The sequence below is a fragment of the Variovorax sp. PEI5 genome (assembly GCF_056679935.1).
Window position 1 is genome coordinate 3535729 of the sequence record NZ_CM155257.1, and the last position, 17128, is coordinate 3552856.

Annotated in this window: 23 protein-coding genes; 18 read left to right on the forward strand and 5 right to left on the reverse strand. The window is 44.9% G+C overall.

Annotated elements, in window-relative coordinates; translation table 11 throughout:
• The first annotated feature begins 183 nt into the window (after window positions 1-183).
• The 8 genes from AC1MLT_RS16275 (at window position 184) to AC1MLT_RS16310 (ending at window position 3820) form a co-directional block, all read left to right on the forward strand.
• On the forward strand, window positions 184-948 hold the full coding sequence (locus tag AC1MLT_RS16275) for a DUF6030 family protein (protein ID WP_481033219.1): 765 nt from the start codon (window positions 184-186) through the stop codon (window positions 946-948).
• A gap of 50 nt (window positions 949-998) precedes the next feature.
• A complete protein-coding gene (locus AC1MLT_RS16280) occupies window positions 999-1160 on the forward strand; it encodes a hypothetical protein (RefSeq protein WP_481033220.1) in 162 nt (53 codons plus the stop codon).
• Window positions 1161-1171: 11 nt separating this feature from the next.
• A complete protein-coding gene (locus AC1MLT_RS16285; protein WP_481033221.1) occupies window positions 1172-1636 on the forward strand; it encodes a hypothetical protein in 465 nt (154 codons plus the stop codon).
• A 47-nt stretch (window positions 1637-1683) separates the two neighbouring features.
• Complete coding sequence (locus tag AC1MLT_RS16290) at window positions 1684-1899, forward strand: hypothetical protein (protein ID WP_481033222.1); 216 nt, start codon at window positions 1684-1686, stop codon at window positions 1897-1899.
• A 182-nt stretch (window positions 1900-2081) separates the two neighbouring features.
• On the forward strand, window positions 2082-2372 hold the full coding sequence (locus tag AC1MLT_RS16295; protein ID WP_481033223.1) for a hypothetical protein: 291 nt from the start codon (window positions 2082-2084) through the stop codon (window positions 2370-2372).
• A gap of 62 nt (window positions 2373-2434) precedes the next feature.
• On the forward strand, window positions 2435-2704 hold the full coding sequence (locus AC1MLT_RS16300; RefSeq protein WP_481033224.1) for a type II toxin-antitoxin system Phd/YefM family antitoxin: 270 nt from the start codon (window positions 2435-2437) through the stop codon (window positions 2702-2704).
• On the forward strand, window positions 2701-3021 hold the full coding sequence (locus AC1MLT_RS16305) for a type II toxin-antitoxin system RelE/ParE family toxin (RefSeq protein WP_481033225.1): 321 nt from the start codon (window positions 2701-2703) through the stop codon (window positions 3019-3021). The genes AC1MLT_RS16300 and AC1MLT_RS16305 overlap by 4 nt, the downstream gene beginning before the upstream one ends.
• Before the next feature lie 88 nt (window positions 3022-3109).
• On the forward strand, window positions 3110-3820 hold the full coding sequence (locus AC1MLT_RS16310; RefSeq protein WP_481033226.1) for a DUF4116 domain-containing protein: 711 nt from the start codon (window positions 3110-3112) through the stop codon (window positions 3818-3820).
• Between the two features lie 19 nt (window positions 3821-3839).
• Here the strand turns inward: AC1MLT_RS16310 and AC1MLT_RS16315 are convergent, their stop codons facing one another.
• The 3 genes from AC1MLT_RS16315 to AC1MLT_RS16325 form a co-directional block, all read right to left on the reverse strand.
• Window positions 3840-4052: a KTSC domain-containing protein gene (locus AC1MLT_RS16315; RefSeq protein ID WP_162588428.1), complete on the reverse strand. Its 213-nt coding sequence runs from the start codon at window positions 4050-4052 to the stop codon at window positions 3840-3842.
• Window positions 4053-4117: 65 nt separating this feature from the next.
• Window positions 4118-6823, reverse strand: a complete 2706-nt coding sequence (locus AC1MLT_RS16320) for a DotA/TraY family protein (protein WP_481033227.1) — start codon at window positions 6821-6823, stop codon at window positions 4118-4120.
• A 128-nt stretch (window positions 6824-6951) separates the two neighbouring features.
• Window positions 6952-7125: a hypothetical protein gene (locus AC1MLT_RS16325; RefSeq protein ID WP_481033228.1), complete on the reverse strand. Its 174-nt coding sequence runs from the start codon at window positions 7123-7125 to the stop codon at window positions 6952-6954.
• A 153-nt stretch (window positions 7126-7278) separates the two neighbouring features.
• Between AC1MLT_RS16325 and AC1MLT_RS16330 the strand changes: the two genes are divergently transcribed.
• The 9 genes from AC1MLT_RS16330 to AC1MLT_RS16370 all read left to right on the forward strand — a co-directional run bounded on the left by AC1MLT_RS16330 (window position 7279) and on the right by AC1MLT_RS16370 (window position 12881).
• Window positions 7279-7638 carry a hypothetical protein gene (locus AC1MLT_RS16330; RefSeq protein WP_481033229.1) on the forward strand — a complete coding sequence of 120 codons (360 nt, stop codon included), beginning with the start codon at window positions 7279-7281 and terminating at the stop codon, window positions 7636-7638.
• 228 nt (window positions 7639-7866) lie between these two features.
• Window positions 7867-8046: a hypothetical protein gene (locus tag AC1MLT_RS16335; protein WP_481033230.1), complete on the forward strand. Its 180-nt coding sequence runs from the start codon at window positions 7867-7869 to the stop codon at window positions 8044-8046.
• An 83-nt stretch (window positions 8047-8129) separates the two neighbouring features.
• On the forward strand, window positions 8130-9806 hold the full coding sequence (locus AC1MLT_RS16340; RefSeq protein WP_481033231.1) for a primase-helicase family protein: 1677 nt from the start codon (window positions 8130-8132) through the stop codon (window positions 9804-9806).
• 601 nt (window positions 9807-10407) lie between these two features.
• Window positions 10408-10863, forward strand: coding sequence for a hypothetical protein (locus tag AC1MLT_RS16345; protein ID WP_481033232.1), 456 nt, complete (start codon window positions 10408-10410; stop codon window positions 10861-10863).
• Window positions 10864-11068: 205 nt separating this feature from the next.
• Window positions 11069-11326 (forward strand): hypothetical protein, encoded by a 258-nt coding sequence (locus tag AC1MLT_RS16350; protein ID WP_481033233.1) that lies wholly within the window; start codon window positions 11069-11071, stop codon window positions 11324-11326.
• Entirely contained in the window at window positions 11323-11607 is a 285-nt protein-coding gene (locus tag AC1MLT_RS16355) for a hypothetical protein (protein WP_481033234.1), read from the forward strand. The genes AC1MLT_RS16350 and AC1MLT_RS16355 overlap by 4 nt, the downstream gene beginning before the upstream one ends.
• A 23-nt stretch (window positions 11608-11630) precedes the next feature.
• A complete protein-coding gene (locus AC1MLT_RS16360) occupies window positions 11631-11984 on the forward strand; it encodes a hypothetical protein (RefSeq protein ID WP_481033235.1) in 354 nt (117 codons plus the stop codon).
• On the forward strand, window positions 11981-12412 hold the full coding sequence (locus tag AC1MLT_RS16365; protein ID WP_481033236.1) for a hypothetical protein: 432 nt from the start codon (window positions 11981-11983) through the stop codon (window positions 12410-12412). The genes AC1MLT_RS16360 and AC1MLT_RS16365 overlap by 4 nt, the downstream gene beginning before the upstream one ends.
• The gene (locus AC1MLT_RS16370; RefSeq protein ID WP_481033237.1) at window positions 12405-12881 is read left to right on the forward strand and encodes an N-6 DNA methylase; all 477 of its coding nucleotides are present in this window, start codon (window positions 12405-12407) and stop codon (window positions 12879-12881) included. Before AC1MLT_RS16365 ends, AC1MLT_RS16370 begins: the two co-directional genes overlap by 8 nt.
• Window positions 12882-12883: 2 nt before the next feature.
• On the opposite strand, the gene AC1MLT_RS16375 is transcribed toward AC1MLT_RS16370, so the two are convergent.
• Window positions 12884-14845, reverse strand: coding sequence for a nuclease-related domain-containing DEAD/DEAH box helicase (locus AC1MLT_RS16375; RefSeq protein ID WP_481033238.1), 1962 nt, complete (start codon window positions 14843-14845; stop codon window positions 12884-12886).
• A 29-nt stretch (window positions 14846-14874) separates the two neighbouring features.
• A complete protein-coding gene (locus tag AC1MLT_RS16380; RefSeq protein ID WP_481033239.1) occupies window positions 14875-16047 on the reverse strand; it encodes a Swt1 family HEPN domain-containing protein in 1173 nt (390 codons plus the stop codon).
• A gap of 372 nt (window positions 16048-16419) precedes the next feature.
• On the opposite strand from AC1MLT_RS16380, the gene AC1MLT_RS16385 reads away from it, so the two are divergent.
• Window positions 16420-17040: a hypothetical protein gene (locus AC1MLT_RS16385; RefSeq protein WP_481033240.1), complete on the forward strand. Its 621-nt coding sequence runs from the start codon at window positions 16420-16422 to the stop codon at window positions 17038-17040.
• Window positions 17041-17128: the final 88 nt, after the last annotated feature.

Sequence of the window (17128 nt, forward strand, 5' to 3'; positions counted from 1 at the left end):
CCTGAAATACGGGGGCAAGATCATCCAGTCCATCCCCCACGACAACGACCCGCTCATGGTCAACGAGTGCTTCAAGCTGGAGGTTCCACTGTTTCTACTTGCAACAGAAACGGCGAGAATCTTGATTCATGCCTACAAGGCCCGACCCGTAGCAGACATCCTCAATATTTCTAAAGGTCTTTGATGAAACGAGTCTTGGCATCGTGCCTGTTCTTCCCGCTTGCCGTGATGGCTCAAGACAGTGTTTTCAAGTCCCCAAGGGTGCTGTGCACGGCTCTTGAATCTGAGGGCATCCCTACCGCTGGATGGAAGCCGAGCAAGGCAGATCCGAGCGAATGGACATGCATGAGCCAGCTTGTGTCATTCGGCACCTCCAGAGGGGGAGGCATGGAGCCAAACATTGCCTACTACATCCGCTCCACAGCTTTTGACCGTGCGAATGAAATCCGCATCAAGATCAACATCAACAACCCGGCTGAGAAAGAACTTGCTTTTGCCAAGCTCCAGAGTGCAACCGCCAAGTTCTTCAAGTCAGTAGGGCAGACACCTCCAGCAGGACTTCTCACAGCCATTGCCCAGAAGAAACCTCAAGTCGTCACGGCTCCGTTTGGACAAGCTGAACTTGAGTTTCAACCAGGTCGCATTGAAAGTTATGTGGTTGTCTTGAAGGAAGCTGGGTTCGTTGCTGCCAACAAGGCAGTTGTTCAAGGTGCAACCAATGAATTCGCCCAGTGCAAGCAGGTGACTGCCAAGGCCGTTAATTATTCAGAATCGCTGATTTCAGGCGATGGTGCACCAGTGATGGAGCCGGGATACAAAAGCTTCATGCTCAAAGGTCAGGGCAAGGATTTGTTCTTCTGCGAAATGCATGGTGGTGGAAAGTACAAAATCAAAGCTGCCATCAATGGAGCATTTCCGTTCAAATATATTGCTGAAGGCACGCTTTAAATTTGACATCCCGATGAAGCACGCTACTAATAAAAGAAAAAGGGTGCAACATGGCAAAAATAACGACGAGCTACATGCCGCGAGAAAAAGAGCTTCGCATTGAATTCAGTGATGGTGTTGTCTATTGGTACGACGATGTGAACAAGCGAGATGTTGATGACAAGATAGCCGAAGCTGTCGCTGACCATTCAAAGCTAAAAGACGAGATTTAAAATCTTTGAATATGCTTCCTGATCCGTTCACTTTCATCAGTGTCCCAAAAGACCTTGCCTGTGAATTCTTTGCAGTGTTCTCAAGGTTTGAATTTGCCTTGAAAGAAGCAGGCTTTGTGAAAGGGGAGGGACGAGCATCCCCAGACTGGAAGCGATTCGCACGGGAGTTCACTCTTGAGGTGGCTCAGGACAGTCCTCTTGCCGTGAGCTTGGGCTACTTGCTTGCCTATCCACCGCAAGTACAGGCACCGAACCTCAAGTGGAAGGATGTGGCACTACAGGGAGCAACAGACAGGGCAAAGGCGCTGGAGAGCCTCCAGCGAGTGAGGAACAACCTGTTCCATGGGGGGAAGCACCCGCCCAACTCTTCACCAGGTCGTGACACCGAGCTTGTCACTGCCTCTCTGGCCGTCCTCTATGCCGTGCTGGAACAGAACGAGCAGATCCGCAGCGACTATGAGACTGTGCTGTTCTGACTTGACGCGGGCCTGTCTGCGCTGTACAACGAGAGAAAGGAGTTCCCATGAACAATGACCGCAATATGTCTGGCACATTCAATAACGAGCTTGGTTTGGGTAGTTCATTCACCCAGAATCAAGCCGGTGTCAATTCATGGGACACTACTTTCAGTGCACAAACAAAGCTTTTGAACCAAAAGTATTTGGCACCAATTCCTGTTGCACCCAAGAAGTCACCATTGTATGGGTTGGCCTTTAAGCTGGGTCAGATGTTTCGTTGAAGCCATCCTCTCCTTGATTTGTATAAGACTCCCACGGGAGTCTTTTTTTTCGTCCCAACAACCCTGTTTGGCAATGCTTCGCTATATGAATACGCAAATAGACGCAAATGATCTTTAGCTTTTGACGTTTATCGTTCGACGCAATCATCTATCCTTTTTATAATCTATGAAAGGAGAAAGTTATGATTGAAAAGAAGTTTGGCATTGAAGAGTGCAAGTACATGGGATTCTCACAAGGCCAATATTGGAATGGATGGGAATGCCCTTACTTCACATTGGAAGTGGCACAGCAGGTTGCAAATGATTTCTCGCAGTTCGATGACAAGCTTATCTATGATGAAAAATCAGATAGCTTCATCTACCGAACCGAAGATTATCCTGAAGGTGAATTTGACACTTTCAGTGCAGTCATCATTGATGGCAAGAAGCTCTATCCCATTGGTGCATTTTCGTGGTGTTGGGAAGCTGAATAATTAAACAACTTGGCACAGGACCAAATTCGGTCTATAATCAGTCCACTCACTAAGGACATGCCATGAAGTTCTCTACCCAAGTCAAACCCATCAGCTACCTCAAGAGCCATGCCGCCGAAATCGTCAAGGACATCACTGAGAGCCGTGAGCCAATGGTGATTACACAGAACGGGGAAGCAAAGCTGGTGGTGATGGATGTTGGCACCTTTGAAGCCAGTCAACAGACCCTTGCCCTCCTGAAGATTTTGGCACTAGGAGAGAACGAGATTCAACAAGGTAAGTTTCGCCCAGCCAGCGAAGTGTTTGCCGACTTGGACAGGGATGAAGCATGAATGTTGTTTTTCTTCAATCTGCTGAAGACGACATCAAGGAGTTGAAATCCTATGTTGTCAAGAAGTTTGGCAAAGATGTTTGGGCAACAGGCTACCAAGAAATCAAGACCATTGTTTTTGCTGTAGGCAATGGAACCATCACCGGCAAGATTCCTTTTGAGCTTCAAGAGTTGAATGTCAAGAAGTATCGCCAAGTCCTCACGAAGATGAACAAGATAATCTATGAGGTGATTGATGATACGGTTTACATCCACATCGTTTGTGACCAACGACGAGACTTCAACACACTCTTAATGCAGAGACTCTTCAGAGCCTAACAATCTAAGCACCTTCGGGTGCTTTTTTTATTGTCGGTAACTAATGCCGTTTGTCTTAAAGACATGAATTGTCTATTGATATTTGAAAATGAAATGGTATGATATTATCAACACATTAAAGAAACAAATCATGGCAATTCAATACCAAAATAAAGAAGAGGCAATTCAAGCATTGAACAATGGAGCAAAATTCTGGACTAAAGGATTTGTAAGTTATCAAGATGAACCAGAAGTGGCCTTTGCTGCAATCAAGAATCATCCCCAAGAGGTTAAACGACTAAGCGAAGCACTTCAAACAGAAGAATTTGCATGCAAGTTAATGAGGCACTCAGGTCAATTGTTTCAAATACTTCCTGAAAAACTGCGTGAAAACAGAAATGTGACCTTGGCAGCTATTAAGTCGTACCCACACTCAATAGCCTACACATCAACGGCTAATAAAGCCGACAAAGCCATTGTTTTGCGTGCCGTGGAGAAAGCTGGCTCAACCCTAAGCGATGCCTCAAAGGAACTTCAGAAAGACTCTGAACTTTTCCATCTCGCTCTTAAGACCTATGGATGGGCTTTAGTGCATGGAACAGAAGCAGACAAAGCAAATGACCAAACAGTTCTGAAAGCGATCAAGATTCATCCACATGCTATCAGGCATGCATCACAAGCAATTCAGGACATCGTAGGCGACAGTGAAAATCCTGCTGATACACTTGAAAAATATATCAATGCCCGTGACCTACATGCAAAGTTAAATGCTAAACATGCAGTCAAGCCATCTCGTGCAGAACGAGGGCCAAAAATCTAAGCACCTTCGGGTGCTTTTTTTATGCAATCCTGATGTGTGGATAGACACCCAAGATGGAGCTATGCAAGAATTTCCCCTTTGATGGGGAAGCCATGAAATCCACATAGACTTCATAAGCTACTTTGACATATTGATAGATGCGACCATTCTTGAACTGAACTTCAAGAACTTGCTTTTCCGCGTTATATCCAACTGCTGAAAATGTTGTGCTTTCCACCGCCTTTTTGTACATGATAATACCTCCAATTAATAGAGGTATTATATAATAAATGCGATATATAAGCAATCAATATATCATCATTTTGAGTCTTTCATTGTAGATTTTTGAGCAAAACCAATTGCCTTGTCTACATAATGATTGAGATTTTTTTCTCCACCTTTCGCAATTGATTTGGTGGAATTGGTGTAGTTCTTATCAGCAACACTCAGAAGCTTGGAAGTCTTCTCAGAGACATCAGCACCACTCAAACCCTTGCTTGCATAGTGACTTGAAATCTCATTGAGTTGCTCAACACCCTTGGTGAACTCAGAGCCTTGAAGCTTGCCCTGACTGGCTTTATCCAGGAATGCACCAGCACCAGAGCCGTACTGTTCATCCATGCCACTCTTCAAGTTCTTGGAGAATGCTTGGTCAAAGTGCATGCCCTGATCCATGTCGGCATTCATGCCTTCATTGAACTTCACACCAGCAGAAGATTCTTTACCGCCCAAAGCTTGGATACCACTATCCATTTTCGAGCCGATTTGTTGAGCTTCTAATGAGTTGAAGTCAGCTTGTTTGCCACCCTCAGACATTGCTTTCTGGACGATTGAAGAACCACCGGAGCCTAGCTTGTCATCAAGATCGCTCTTGACCCCTGAGATGGCCGCTTGTTTCGCCTGTTCATTTCCAGCCAATGCAGCCTGGCGCTGACCAATTTGCTGTTGCATGTCAACACCCTGCCTTTTAGCGTCCAATCCTCTACCAGCTTGCACAGCAATTGCACCGACTGCCGCATAGCTTCCAGAATTTTGACCACCCAAAGATTCGCCGTAGTGACCAAGCTGCTGTCCCGCACCACCGAACCAGTTCAAGATTTGGTCGGGAATAATATGGATGGCATCCATGGACTTCTTTATAACTGTCCACATTACGCCAGCATATATAAGAGGTGCAGCGAGTAGGCCAACAATCCAGATAAAGATACTGGAGTCTTGCTGGCTCAAGATGAAGACATCAAAAAACACCATGTTGATGAGTTGACCAAATATTGTGATTATTGTGAGTGCCGCGATCAGTCCAAACACCATAAGCACAGGGCGAAGGGTCAAGCTCAGCACCAGTCTGTAGCCTTGCGAACCAGAGCCAGTCATATCGTCGCCGTTGGCCGTCAAGTGCATGACCGCCCAAATAGGAGCTGCAATCAGAGCTTCCACACACAGCACCACCCATCCGAGACAAACACCGATCCACATCAGGAATGGAAGCATTGGCAGGACGAAGCTCAGCATGAAGCTGATTGCCATGAGGGCAGGGAACACAATCATTGCAACGGGCAATGTGGCAATCGCCAAACTTGTACCAGCACCTTGAAGATTACCTGCCGCAGTAAGAGCCGCGCCGTACTTCAAGAACATGGCACCGCCAACGATTCCAGCCCAGTTGCCCACTCGTTTCATCGCCATAACAGGATGCTCATCAGAGCTTGCCGCAGTGATGGCGTCGGCCTTGAAGACCTTCTTCACCAACTTGTCCAAGCTAAAGCCAGACTTGATCCAGTCCCAGACACCAGAGCCGCCATCCATCGCTGAGCTGGATTGGTCTTCACTGTTGGCGATACCGAACTGGTTGTCACCTCTTGCTCTCAACTCCATCAATGGCTTCAAATATTTGCCTTGGAACTGGTCTTTAAAAACGCTGTTCACCGAGCCTGAGGCACCGGAAGCAGTAGGCACCTTTGCGATGGCTTTCTGAGCCACTTCCGACAGGTAGCTCAACCTCATGAACCATGCGCCAGCCAGCAAGAAGCCATCTTTGGAAGCCGATTTTTCCAACTGTCCGAAGTCACCGAGTTTGGCGACGACGCCGGCGGCCGCGTCCTTGGTTGCCGCCTCATAGGTAGCAGCAGCCACATTGATTTCTGATGTGACATCAAAGCCTGTGTTGCCCACGAAGCTACGAGCCGTGTTGTCGACCGCTGAGATCAAGGCATTCACCGCAGCCACATGCTTAGCATCAGCCGCGCTCAAGTCACCGTTGAGGCTGGACAGATCTCCCATCAAGGAAAACTCGCTCATGGGGTTGCCCGCTGGAAGTGGGTCTTGTCTATCAATCGTGACACTGCCGCATGAGTTCTTGAAGAAGCCAGTTGATTCCGTCTTCGCACCGAACTCGATGATGGTTCCACCAGGTGTAGCTGTAGTGGTGGTGCCCCAAGTGATCTCAGGCCACACAGGACTTGTCGCCCTTGATTCGTTGTAGAGCTTCTCGTAGCCCCTCATGCAAGTCAGTGAGCCGAAGGTGTTCCAAGCCAGGTTGGACACCGCAGGTTTCTCCATACCGACAGTGACCACTTTGGTGATGTTCGCCGCACTCATGTAGCTGGACCACACGTTGTCAGCCAAGCCGATCCCTTGGACGATGAGCCAGCCCACGATGGCCTGCATGACACAGTAGCCACCTGTCATCACGGGAAGGATGAGCGCCGTGGCAACAGCCGTTCTGATGGGCACCCAGATTGAGGAGTACTTCTTCCCGAGCATCTCGCCATCGTGAGCAGTTCCAAGTGTTCCCGTGACTATGGTGTATGCAACCAGCAGTCCACCGATGGTCAGAGCCGCAGCATTGAAAGCAGTGATGACGCCTGAGAAAGCATCTGAGCTACTGGCGCCGAAGACACCCAGATTGCCGAACATCGCGGCTAACAGTTTCATAGCCTTGTCCGCAGGGACAGGCTCAAACATATTTGCAGCTTCTGCAAAACTTGGCATAAGTGCCAAGATAAATAAAATAATTCCATACATGATTGACTCTCTTCTTGTTGTTGTTGTCTCCTTATATTAGAGATGAAATACGAATTGTCAAAAATAAGAGGATGTTTTTGGACGAAGAAAAGCCACCCGAAGGTGGCTCTTTATATATGTAGTGTGTTTTAGGACAAGTTGATCATCAAGTCAGCACATTCAGAGACGCCCATGTTTTCAAGCTCAGCCATCTCTTTCAAGTTCTTTGCTCTCTCAATGGCTTTCTTGCTTACCTTGATTCCGAGCTTCTTCATTTCCTCCAACTCCTTGACCACATCATCTGAGAACTTTTGAGCTGACATATATAACCTTTCTGTGTTGATGAATAAATTATTGATCAACCGCAGGAAAAGAGTCGACTCAAGATGATGATTTTCGAATCTTTACGCTTCCACATGGTAACGGGATTGATATTTTAGAAAACTTCCCTACACTAATATAAGAGGAATTACAATATGAATACATTAACAAGAGTCAAACTACGATCATTCAAGACTATTCTTGCAGTCCTGCCAAACTTCAACATGATTTATGTGTGCTGGTATGTGTGGCAAGTCATCAAGCTTGGAGGGATGAAGTTCGCTGACAGCTTCAGCAAAGTAAGCAACGATCAAACCGAAGCTCACCAGGACAAGCTTGCTAACAACCAGGACTTGTTTGCAGCCAGCTTAGGAAGCACAGCCCTTTTATGGTTCATCTTTGGTCAAGAATCAGTTCTCAATACGATGACCTATGTGATAGGACTCTACCTTTATCACACAGCGAAAGTGCTGATGAATATGCAAACAGCTTTTCAAAGCATCACATTGATCTAAGCCAGAAATAGAAAAACCCTCAGAAATTAATCTGAGGGTTTCTCACTTCACAACAAGAAGCAAACATCTCACGCGGAAACTGACATGAGACATTCATACAATAGATCATCATTTTGTGAATGTCAAACCACAATATCATCTTCAATTACTTATATTTCATTAAAAGTCATTAATATTGTTGACTTTTAAGAATAAAGTTATTAGAATTATTTAATAGGAGGAGATGAAATGAAAAAAACTAGAGCAAAGAAACCACTTGATCAAAAGTTCGACAAGCCATGGCAACTGTTATTGAACGATGGCTTGTTTGAAAAGTTAGAGCTTGCACGAAGCAAAGGCCTCAATGTGCAGGCAGTTTTTCGCAAAGATTTGGAAAAGAGACTTAACCAAATCTTAGAGATAGCATAAAAAAAGCACCTGCTGATAACAGATGCTTTTTGTGAGTTAATGCCCAAATCTTGACGGACGAGGCAAATATAAGGAATATATAAATGAATAATACAGATAAAAATGAAGATGTCAATGGTTTCGATCCATTTGTTGATGGGTATTTAGATGACGTTGATGGGAAACCGTTGCCAACACCTCAAAGAGTTGATTGGGATACGACCTTTGAAGATCAGTTTCCAGAACAAGAAAGCCAGACACCAGAAGAACTGATTGAGATGTTTGGATGGCAAAAGGAATACCAAGATGCCATTACCGATAGAGACTTGCCCGAAGATGTCAAAGCTCTTAGGAAGGACTTGAACGATTTCAGAGCCAAGTTCGCAATCATCAACTACTCTGGCACAACCTATGTGCAGTGGAAAGATTCCAAGAATGGACTTCAGTTTCAAAAGCTAGGCGATTTCCATTCTTATAATGGACAGTTCAATCACAACATTAAATATGAAGATAGCAAGGGTGTTGAGCGAACAAGAAAAGTGTTTGTCACCAAAGAGTTTGTCAATGACCCATGGGTAAAACGTTATGAGGGTGTGGAGTTTGCGCCAAACAACGGCTCTGACAAATTCCTGAATCTTTGGAAGGGCTGGAAAGTCCTGAGCAAAGCTGGAAACATTGTCCTGTTTGAGGAACTGATTGCTGCACTGTGCAGTGACGACAAGGCATGCATGGACTACCTCTATGACTACCTTGCCCACATGGTGCAGAAGCCACAAGAAAAACCTGAAGTCGCCATTGTCATGAAAGGCCCGCAAGGAATCGGCAAGGGCAGTCTGATGAAGCTCCTAGGCAGCTTTACGGACAACTACAAGCACCTGTCTTCCACGCAGAGCTTGGTGGGGAACTTCTCAGGCCACCTGATGGATGCCTTCATCGTCTTCGCGGATGAAGCGGTGTGGGGTGGTGACAAGCAAGCAGAAGGCAGGCTCAAGGCGATGATTTCAGAGCCAACCATGAGTATCAATGCCAAGGGCAAGGACGAAATCTACGTGGACAGCTACTGCCGTCTGTTCGTAGCCTCCAATGAAGACTGGGTTGTCCCAGTGGGCGAAGGTGATCGCCGCTACTTCGTGTTGGATTGCTCCCCAAGATACAAAGGACAAACTCAACCAGGTCAGTTCTTCGCCTTGTTCAATGACTGGGTAGAGCATGGTGGCCGTGAAGCTATCTTTGAGTTCCTGTCTAACAGAGACATCAGCCATTTCAATCCACGAGTGTTCCCGAAGACACAAGCCCGCGTTGACATGCAAATTCGTGGACTGAGCACAAGTGCAAGATTCCTGTACGAACTTCTCAAGGGTGAAGTTGGTGTATCCAAGGAAACACTGAAGGTGATTGGACTTGAGCACCGCTTCAACAGAAATCTTCTTCACGCTGACTTCACCGAGTGGTGCAACATGACCAAAAAAACCTTCATCCCCTCACAGGATGATCTTGGAAAGACGATTTCTAAAATTTTGGATTTTGAAAGCGACTCTCCAAACTGGCGAACCAACTGGATGAGCAAAGTGAACGGTAAAAGCGAGTACCACTACAAATTCAGCTCAACCAAAGAAGCGATGGAACGATTCGCCAAAAATGTTTTTGAAGTTCATCCTAAGATGGTTTTCTTCAACTATGAGCATAAGGTGGAAGACTACAATGCCGCTTCCACAAAACCTGAAGTCAAGACAGTGAACATGTGGGATCAAGCGAAGTTTGAGGCAAGCAAAAAGAATTGATGATGAACGAGCAGACGAAGAGACCTACGGGTCTCTTTTTTTCGTCTGGACATTTCGATAGAACACCTTTTCAATATTCTTCCTACTCTTCCTACTCTTTAATTTCAGTTTCGAGAGTAGGAAGGGTAGGAAACAAAGACCTTCCTACTCTTTCGAAAAAACAGCGTAGGAAACTTAAGTCATTGATTTATATAGACTTTGTTGCGGAAAATACCCCAAATACCCTTCCTACTCTCGAATCGAATATTCACTGAGTGCTGGAGAAAAGCACAAATCAAAATCTACTTTTACTAAAAAGAGTAGGAAGAGTAGGAAACGGCAAAAAAATCTTCTAAGTCATTGTTTTTAATGAACATTTTCTTCCTACTCTTATTTTGTTCGAGAGTAGGAAAGAGTAGGAAGAGTAGGAAACTGGAGCTAACAGACTGTTCGTCCGATTGGTTGCCCTTTTCGGCTCTAAAGAGCAGTCTTCTCACAGAGCACGAGCTTCGCCACTATTCACTATTCCAAAATTTTAAAGCTCTTATTCAGCAAACCTCAATATAACAATTGATTAATATATCCATTCATTATATAATAATGAACTTAAAAGGAGATTAATATGTTAAACACAAGGAATGAAGAAACAGATGAATTATTGAAAAACACACTTTTTGATTTGGCGGTTGTTTTCTATTTGAACTACATAAAAGACCGCAGCGATATTTTTTATGACAATGAAGAAAAGGACTGGGACTTTGTTCATCAAGAAACCGAAATTTATGCTGAGGAAGCACACAAGCTCCTTAGAGATTCGGAATCTACATGCACGATGGAGAATTATGATTTCTTCACGATGCTCTACAGCTCTTTAAAATTAAGCAATCTAAATTTTTCAAATGCTGATGTACACGAAGTGGCCCGCATGGCTCAGCAAATGCTAGTTACTGAACAGGATGAAATCTATAAGTGGGCCGTTCAAGAATACAGATTAGAGCTTGAGGAAATCTTTGACAAACATAACCTTGAACTCATGCAGGAGCAAGTAACCGAAGCAAAAGGTGAACGGATAGCTTAGTCCACACGATAAGCAGATGAACAAGGCACCCACGAGGTGCTTTTTTTACGTCCATGCGAAGCACATCCCCTATCAGGGAAAGACTCTTCCTTAGAAAAAGTGAAACCCATCCATGACTTTAACCGTTCATCTTAAAAAATCGCTTGTCTATTGATTATTTAAAATGCTTTGCTAATATGAATACATAACAACAAGAAAGTATTCCATGAACCTCAAAGATTTAAACCTTAGCAAAGATTCGATAAAACAAGCTTTGTCAGCCCAAACCGATTACACCTTAACAATCAAGAGCGAAGCTCACTACGTGGTGCAAGTCTTGAGCGATGAAGGCATGGGCATCTTGAACATCTACTTCAAGAACAACAAGAAAGTCAGTTTCTTGTGCCAAGGAGAAAAGACCGCTACAGCTCAGAAGTTCGCCATGAAGTTAGTCAACGACATCAACATGGGAGTAGCAGCATGATTATGTTCTTTGATAAACCAGTAATGATTTCAATCAACTCAGACAACGAGTTCTACAGACTTGTTCCAGGTGCAGAGTTTTCAAAAGTCTTTGATGCATATCTTCAGTCTAACTCGCATGAAGAACTATACATACTTGGTTCTTTCATCTCGCAGTTGAAGATCAAGAAGTACGACAACGAAATTAACTACGTTCACGACTATCGTGCATCCCACTTACAAGAGCATCTTATTAATGCACTCAAGAAGGCAGATGTAGTCATGGCTTTTGACGGCAAGTGATTAAACAAAATAACGGAGACAACATGAACCAAACACTTAAACCAAGCTCTCTTCAAGTCGCACTTAATCGGATTGACTATGCACCTAGTCAGCTTGTATTCGGGATTTCATCCAATGTATTAAATCATGACAGGTATGAAGGAATGTCGGACACTTCTAACATTTCAAAAGATTCCAAGGCATGGCACTCCAACTTCTTTCAAGAGTCTGCCAACCAGATCATTAGAGTCATCACTGCTCTTAGCCCCGAGCAAAGAAGGATAGTTTTGTTTGAGGGTGTTGATGTTTTAGAAATGATGAAGGCTATTGAATTTGAGTCAGTACTTCAGTCTAGCCTTAGCGAAAAGCCCATAACAACAAGAAAGTCAAAAATATGAACTACACCAAAGAACAAAAACAAGAAAAGGATAAAAAAATATCTTTAGCCATTGCCTCTATCAGAAAATCAGGCAAGCCAACTACCGTGAAGCTTATTGCTGAGATCACTGGCTACCAGGTCTACGACTTGTACAACCAGCCAGCAATCAGAGAGTTGATGACCGCACCGAACCCGAGCTACCGCTACATCATTGGTATGAGCTACACCTTGAAGGTGAAATTGGGCAGGAAGAACACGGCCACACTTGAGCTTTACGAACTGAACAGCCTCAGGACTCCATGCCACACAGTCAGCTTCGCACCGAACGGCAAGCTATCCAAGGAACTGACCGCCTACATGCCTACGGCACGGCCAGGAACAGCCATGGACATCGCTTTGAAGGAAGCTGCTGACTGGGTGAAGCAGGAGTTCTTCGCCAATGTCTGACCTCATCAGAAGCAGGGAGCGAGTCAAGAGCTTGGGCGAAGTGTTCACCCCTCCACACATCGTGAGCAAGATGCTGGATCTCATCCCACAGGACAAGCTACAAGACCCGTTGAGCACATGGCTGGAGCCAACCTGCGGAACAGGCAACTTCCTTATTGAGATTCTCAAGCGCAAGCTGAGCTACAGCACAGGCGACAGCACAACCTACGCCCTCAAGTGCCTGTCATCCATCTACGGCATAGACATCTCACCAGAGAACGTCCACGAGTCCCGAGACAGGCTTTACCGCTACCTGTTGCTCACCGTCCAGTCAGACGACCTCACAGCCTTCCTGAAGCAAGCCGAAGCCATCCTCAAGGCGAACATCCAGATCGGCAACGCGCTCAGGCCTCAGGACATCACCATCTGGGAATACCACTGGATCGAGGACAGCTTCACCAGGTCATCACACCGCATGAGCGACCTGTAGCCTCAGGATGCCAACAACGTTTGAACACCGGCCAGGTGCCTGTTGAAAAAATCTAAGAACTCGCAATCCTTCTGCATGTACACGACTATGTTTTCTTTAGCCCGTGTTAGGCCAGTGAACACTATTTCAGGGCTGTCACCCTCATTAACTATGAGAAAGACGAATGGAGATTCATAGCCCTTGAAGCTATGTGTTGAACTTAGCTTCATGACTCCACTGTTCAAGTTGAAGCCGTACTTCTTAGAAGCACTGATCTGGCTGTATCTCTTGGAATACTTCGGGTGGTCAGTTACCTCCAGCGCGGGAAAGGTACTCAAAGTACGCTCACGATGATGCTCAGATGTTCTAATTTGATGATCTAGCCTTTGGAGTAAATGCTCCTGAGATGAGATGATAGAAATGTCATTCGGGTGAATTTTGTTGGATTTTGCTAGTTGGATGATTTGCGAAGCTAGATTCTCAATCAAGCCATACTCAAAGATACCGTACGCATGGATGCCTACGGCAGTGAGGCTAAGTTGAAAAGATTCATCATTATCCAGCTCATAGGTCTTAAGCAGGAATTCCTTCTGGAACTCGCTCACCAATGGAATGATTGGACTGCTTTCTTTGTATCTGAAGCTTTTGGTCAGCTTGTTCCAACGACCAAAACCTTCTACTAGTTTGGAGCGCCGCTCCCCGTCCAAGGCACGACCATAAATATTTTGCTTTTCATCACCAAATAAGATCATCTCGCCGCCGTCTTCAAGGAAGTTAGCTCTGATAATTTTTATCCACTCGGGTTTGTAGTCTTGAATTTCGTCAACAAGGATGGTGTGGTACTTAGTTTTGATGTCATGCCCATCAAAGACGCTCTCATTGCTGTAGTAAGCATCTTCAAAATACTTGTCTCGGTCTTCCGCAATCCTGCGAGCAACCTGCTTGTCTTTACCGTCATAGGTAAGTTCTTTTGGAACAACTACATCAATCTCCGAATTGTTCAGAGCCATTGTCATGAAACGATGGTAGTTGTTGAAGTCAAACTCTGACCAGGCAAAGTCTTCACGTACCGCACTTACTTTGTCATGAATGTAGCGGCAAAGCGTGATGTTGAAGGTCAGTATGAGAACGCGACCCTTATGTCGCTTATGGGAATCTACCGCTCTGCCGGCCAGAACGACAGTTTTACCAGAGCCCGCCAATCCACAGATCTTAAGCCGTCCACCATCGACACTTTTTATTAGTGAAGATTGCTTGTCGGAATATTGGATAGGCTTACCATCATTCGCATAATGGAAAGGTGGCGCAAGAAGTCTCTGAAACTCCAAGTACACACTTTCTTCAAAAAGAACATCTTTCTTCGTCAAAGGAAATGAAATCTTTTTAAGCCTTTCGCCGTAAAGCGCAAAATTCAAATCCCGCTCAAACTTGTACTTCTTGTCTTCAATCCAGGTGCGACGCGATTCGTAGGTGTCAAAGTCTATTGCCTTGGACTTCAGATCCTGCTCATTCTTGGTTGCAGACTCATACAACTTATCCAAGTGTCCCTGATATAGGGAGTTGACCTCATTCTTGGATGCTCCATGAAAGTACACATAGGTTTTGATAAGACCGTAGAAATCTTCATTCCTCAGGCTTTTCTCAAGGAGTCCATTGACATGAATTTCAAAGAAATTCTGTTTGTACTTGTAGACCTGAGCAAACGGTGACCTGACCTTGCTCCTGTTTAGCTTCAGAATCCATCTATTTTTATCATCAATGGTGTAGTTCTGAAGATTCCAATCCTTAACCTCAATAACAATTACGCCAACAGTCTTCCCCATTACAACAATGTCAGGACGATCACCGTTAAAACATGGCTGGAAGTACACCTCTACTTCATCACCGAAATGTGTGGACAAGAACTCTAACAAGTGAAGCTCACCTGGCGTAGGAGCCTGCTTGTACGATCTTGCTTTCTCAAGAGATGGTGTCAACAATGCCATTTGGTATTCTTGTATTCGGTTGAGTGCGGTCAGTGCAGCTTGGCAATCACCTTGAGCAGCCGGCCAGTCTCAAAGTGAAGCATCACCCAATCCTCATGGCTTACTGGGTTGCTGTGCATGGCAGTGTCACGGATGGGCTTGAGCCGATTCAAGGATTCCTGCACATCCTCTTTTCGCCGTGTCCCAAACAGGGGAGAGAAGACATCCCTCCAGAGATCACCCTTGAAAATAATCTTGGTGTAGTGGCTGAAGTCAGTGCATTCAATCAAGGTCCTGTCCTCTCCAGCTTTCCTCTTCTTTGCCTGAACCTCATTTAGGTTCTCTTTGACATCAGCGGGTAGCTGCTTGAACCAGCCAGTGCCAAACCTTGCCGTCATTGCTTCATCAATGAATGTCCTCAGGCGATTTTCAAGCCTGTAGATGCGTGCATAGCATTTGGCATTCAGCTCCTCTTGATTCAGCTCCTCATCACCGACATCAACAACCACAGGCCCAAAAAGCTCAATGTCTGTAGATGGATGTGTCAGTCCAGCCTCAGAGACGACACCAAAGAACTCCTCATTTGGAAGCTCTGTCAAACCGCTGTCGAAACCTTGGGTAACGTAGAGGCTTTGTGCAAGGGTAGGGACAACGATGGTGCCCCGCCAGTCGCCTAGGCTGGATCTCAAAGCCTTGGAATGCAGCTCACCGAAAACATCAGCAGAGCGAATCACACTTCCAAGACTTTTGAACTGTTCAAGTGCCAAAATTTCAGAAGCAAACAATGGTGGAATCTTCGGCACCAATCGTTCAATGGCACTTCCGATCGCCAAGCTCTTGAAGGCACTTCCAACTTCAAAGCTCTTGATTGTTTCACCAATCTTGAGATGGTGCATCGCATCAGAAGCAATGATCGATTTCATCTGACTCAGTGCACTATTCTCAGACAGCGATTTTGAGAGTTTGATGGCATCGCCAATATAAGAAGGCAAGACAGGAGTTGCAAACTTGGCAATTTGTGATGCTGCAAGCCTCTCCTTTTCAAACATCTTGCCGAAGTTCTCCACAGCACTCATGCTTTTTTGATGTGCAAGGATTCCACTCAATGAATCTTTGTTCATCTTGGCAAGTGTGTCAGTAATGCTTGAAGCTCCAGCATACTTGGACAACATATCTTCACGAGCTTGCTGCTGCTTGATGATTTCTTGAAGTGATTTGCTCATTCCAGCTCCTATGCAAGCAGTTTACCAGCCAAGCACCTACGGGTGCTTTTTCATGCCCGCTTGGTTTCCCCTTTCCCGCTCTAAAGAGCACCTCTCACAAGTGCACGAGCCACCGCCAATAGTTAAACCTTAGGCCGAAGATTCATATAAACCTCTCCCGCACTAAACAAACCGTTTATCTTAAAGATTTGCTTTGTCTATTGATTATTTAAAATGCTTTGCTAATATAAATACATAACAACAAGGAAATCATTATGAAATACAAACCAACCAAAGCAGAAAACGACAACATCACAATGCAACTATGGATTCATGGCATTGGCATCTTGGCAGTTCTTCAACTTGTACTTATGGGCTACTAAGAGGAACACTATGAGAACATTCAAAGAAATTTATTCAGAACTCAAACACTACTCTGCATTCAAGGCAGAGCCATCTACAGAAGCTGAAGCAATTACCTCTACAAATGCATTCTTTGCAGAGGTTGCTTTAGACGACGACGCAAACTCCACGGCAAGGTTTGCTAGCTTAGTGAAGTGCCACATCAATTCAGCAAGTGAATACTTTCGCAATAAGCAAGTCGAAAACCTATCTTTCAAGCACTTTTTGCAAAATCTTCATGAAGTGGCAAAGCAGCCATTTCTAATCATTGATACACCAAAGGGCGAATACTCGTGTGTTACCAGTGTAGTAAATGATGATTGGCAAAAGAATTTGGTTGACAGCTTTGGAGATCGAGACGTTACCCTTTCAATGCAAGCTTTATATGAGCAAGGAAGAGTCATTGTTGATAGTTCAGATGGAAATTCAGTCTTGAAACAGATAACTTTTAAAGGTCACAGAATCGGAGTCGATGGAATCCTTTCTTCACTACCAATCGTCAGAACCACCAAGTCACTTATGAACAATGACAAGAAGATGGCTGAAGGCACTCTTCACCAGGACATCAAAGCACAACACTACCCAAACATGAAACAAAGGAATTCATCATGAACAGGAGAACACAATTTATAAAGAGCCCGATACTAAGACAGCAAGTTGAGACGATAGCCAATCAAATTAACCTGATAAACGTCAAGCC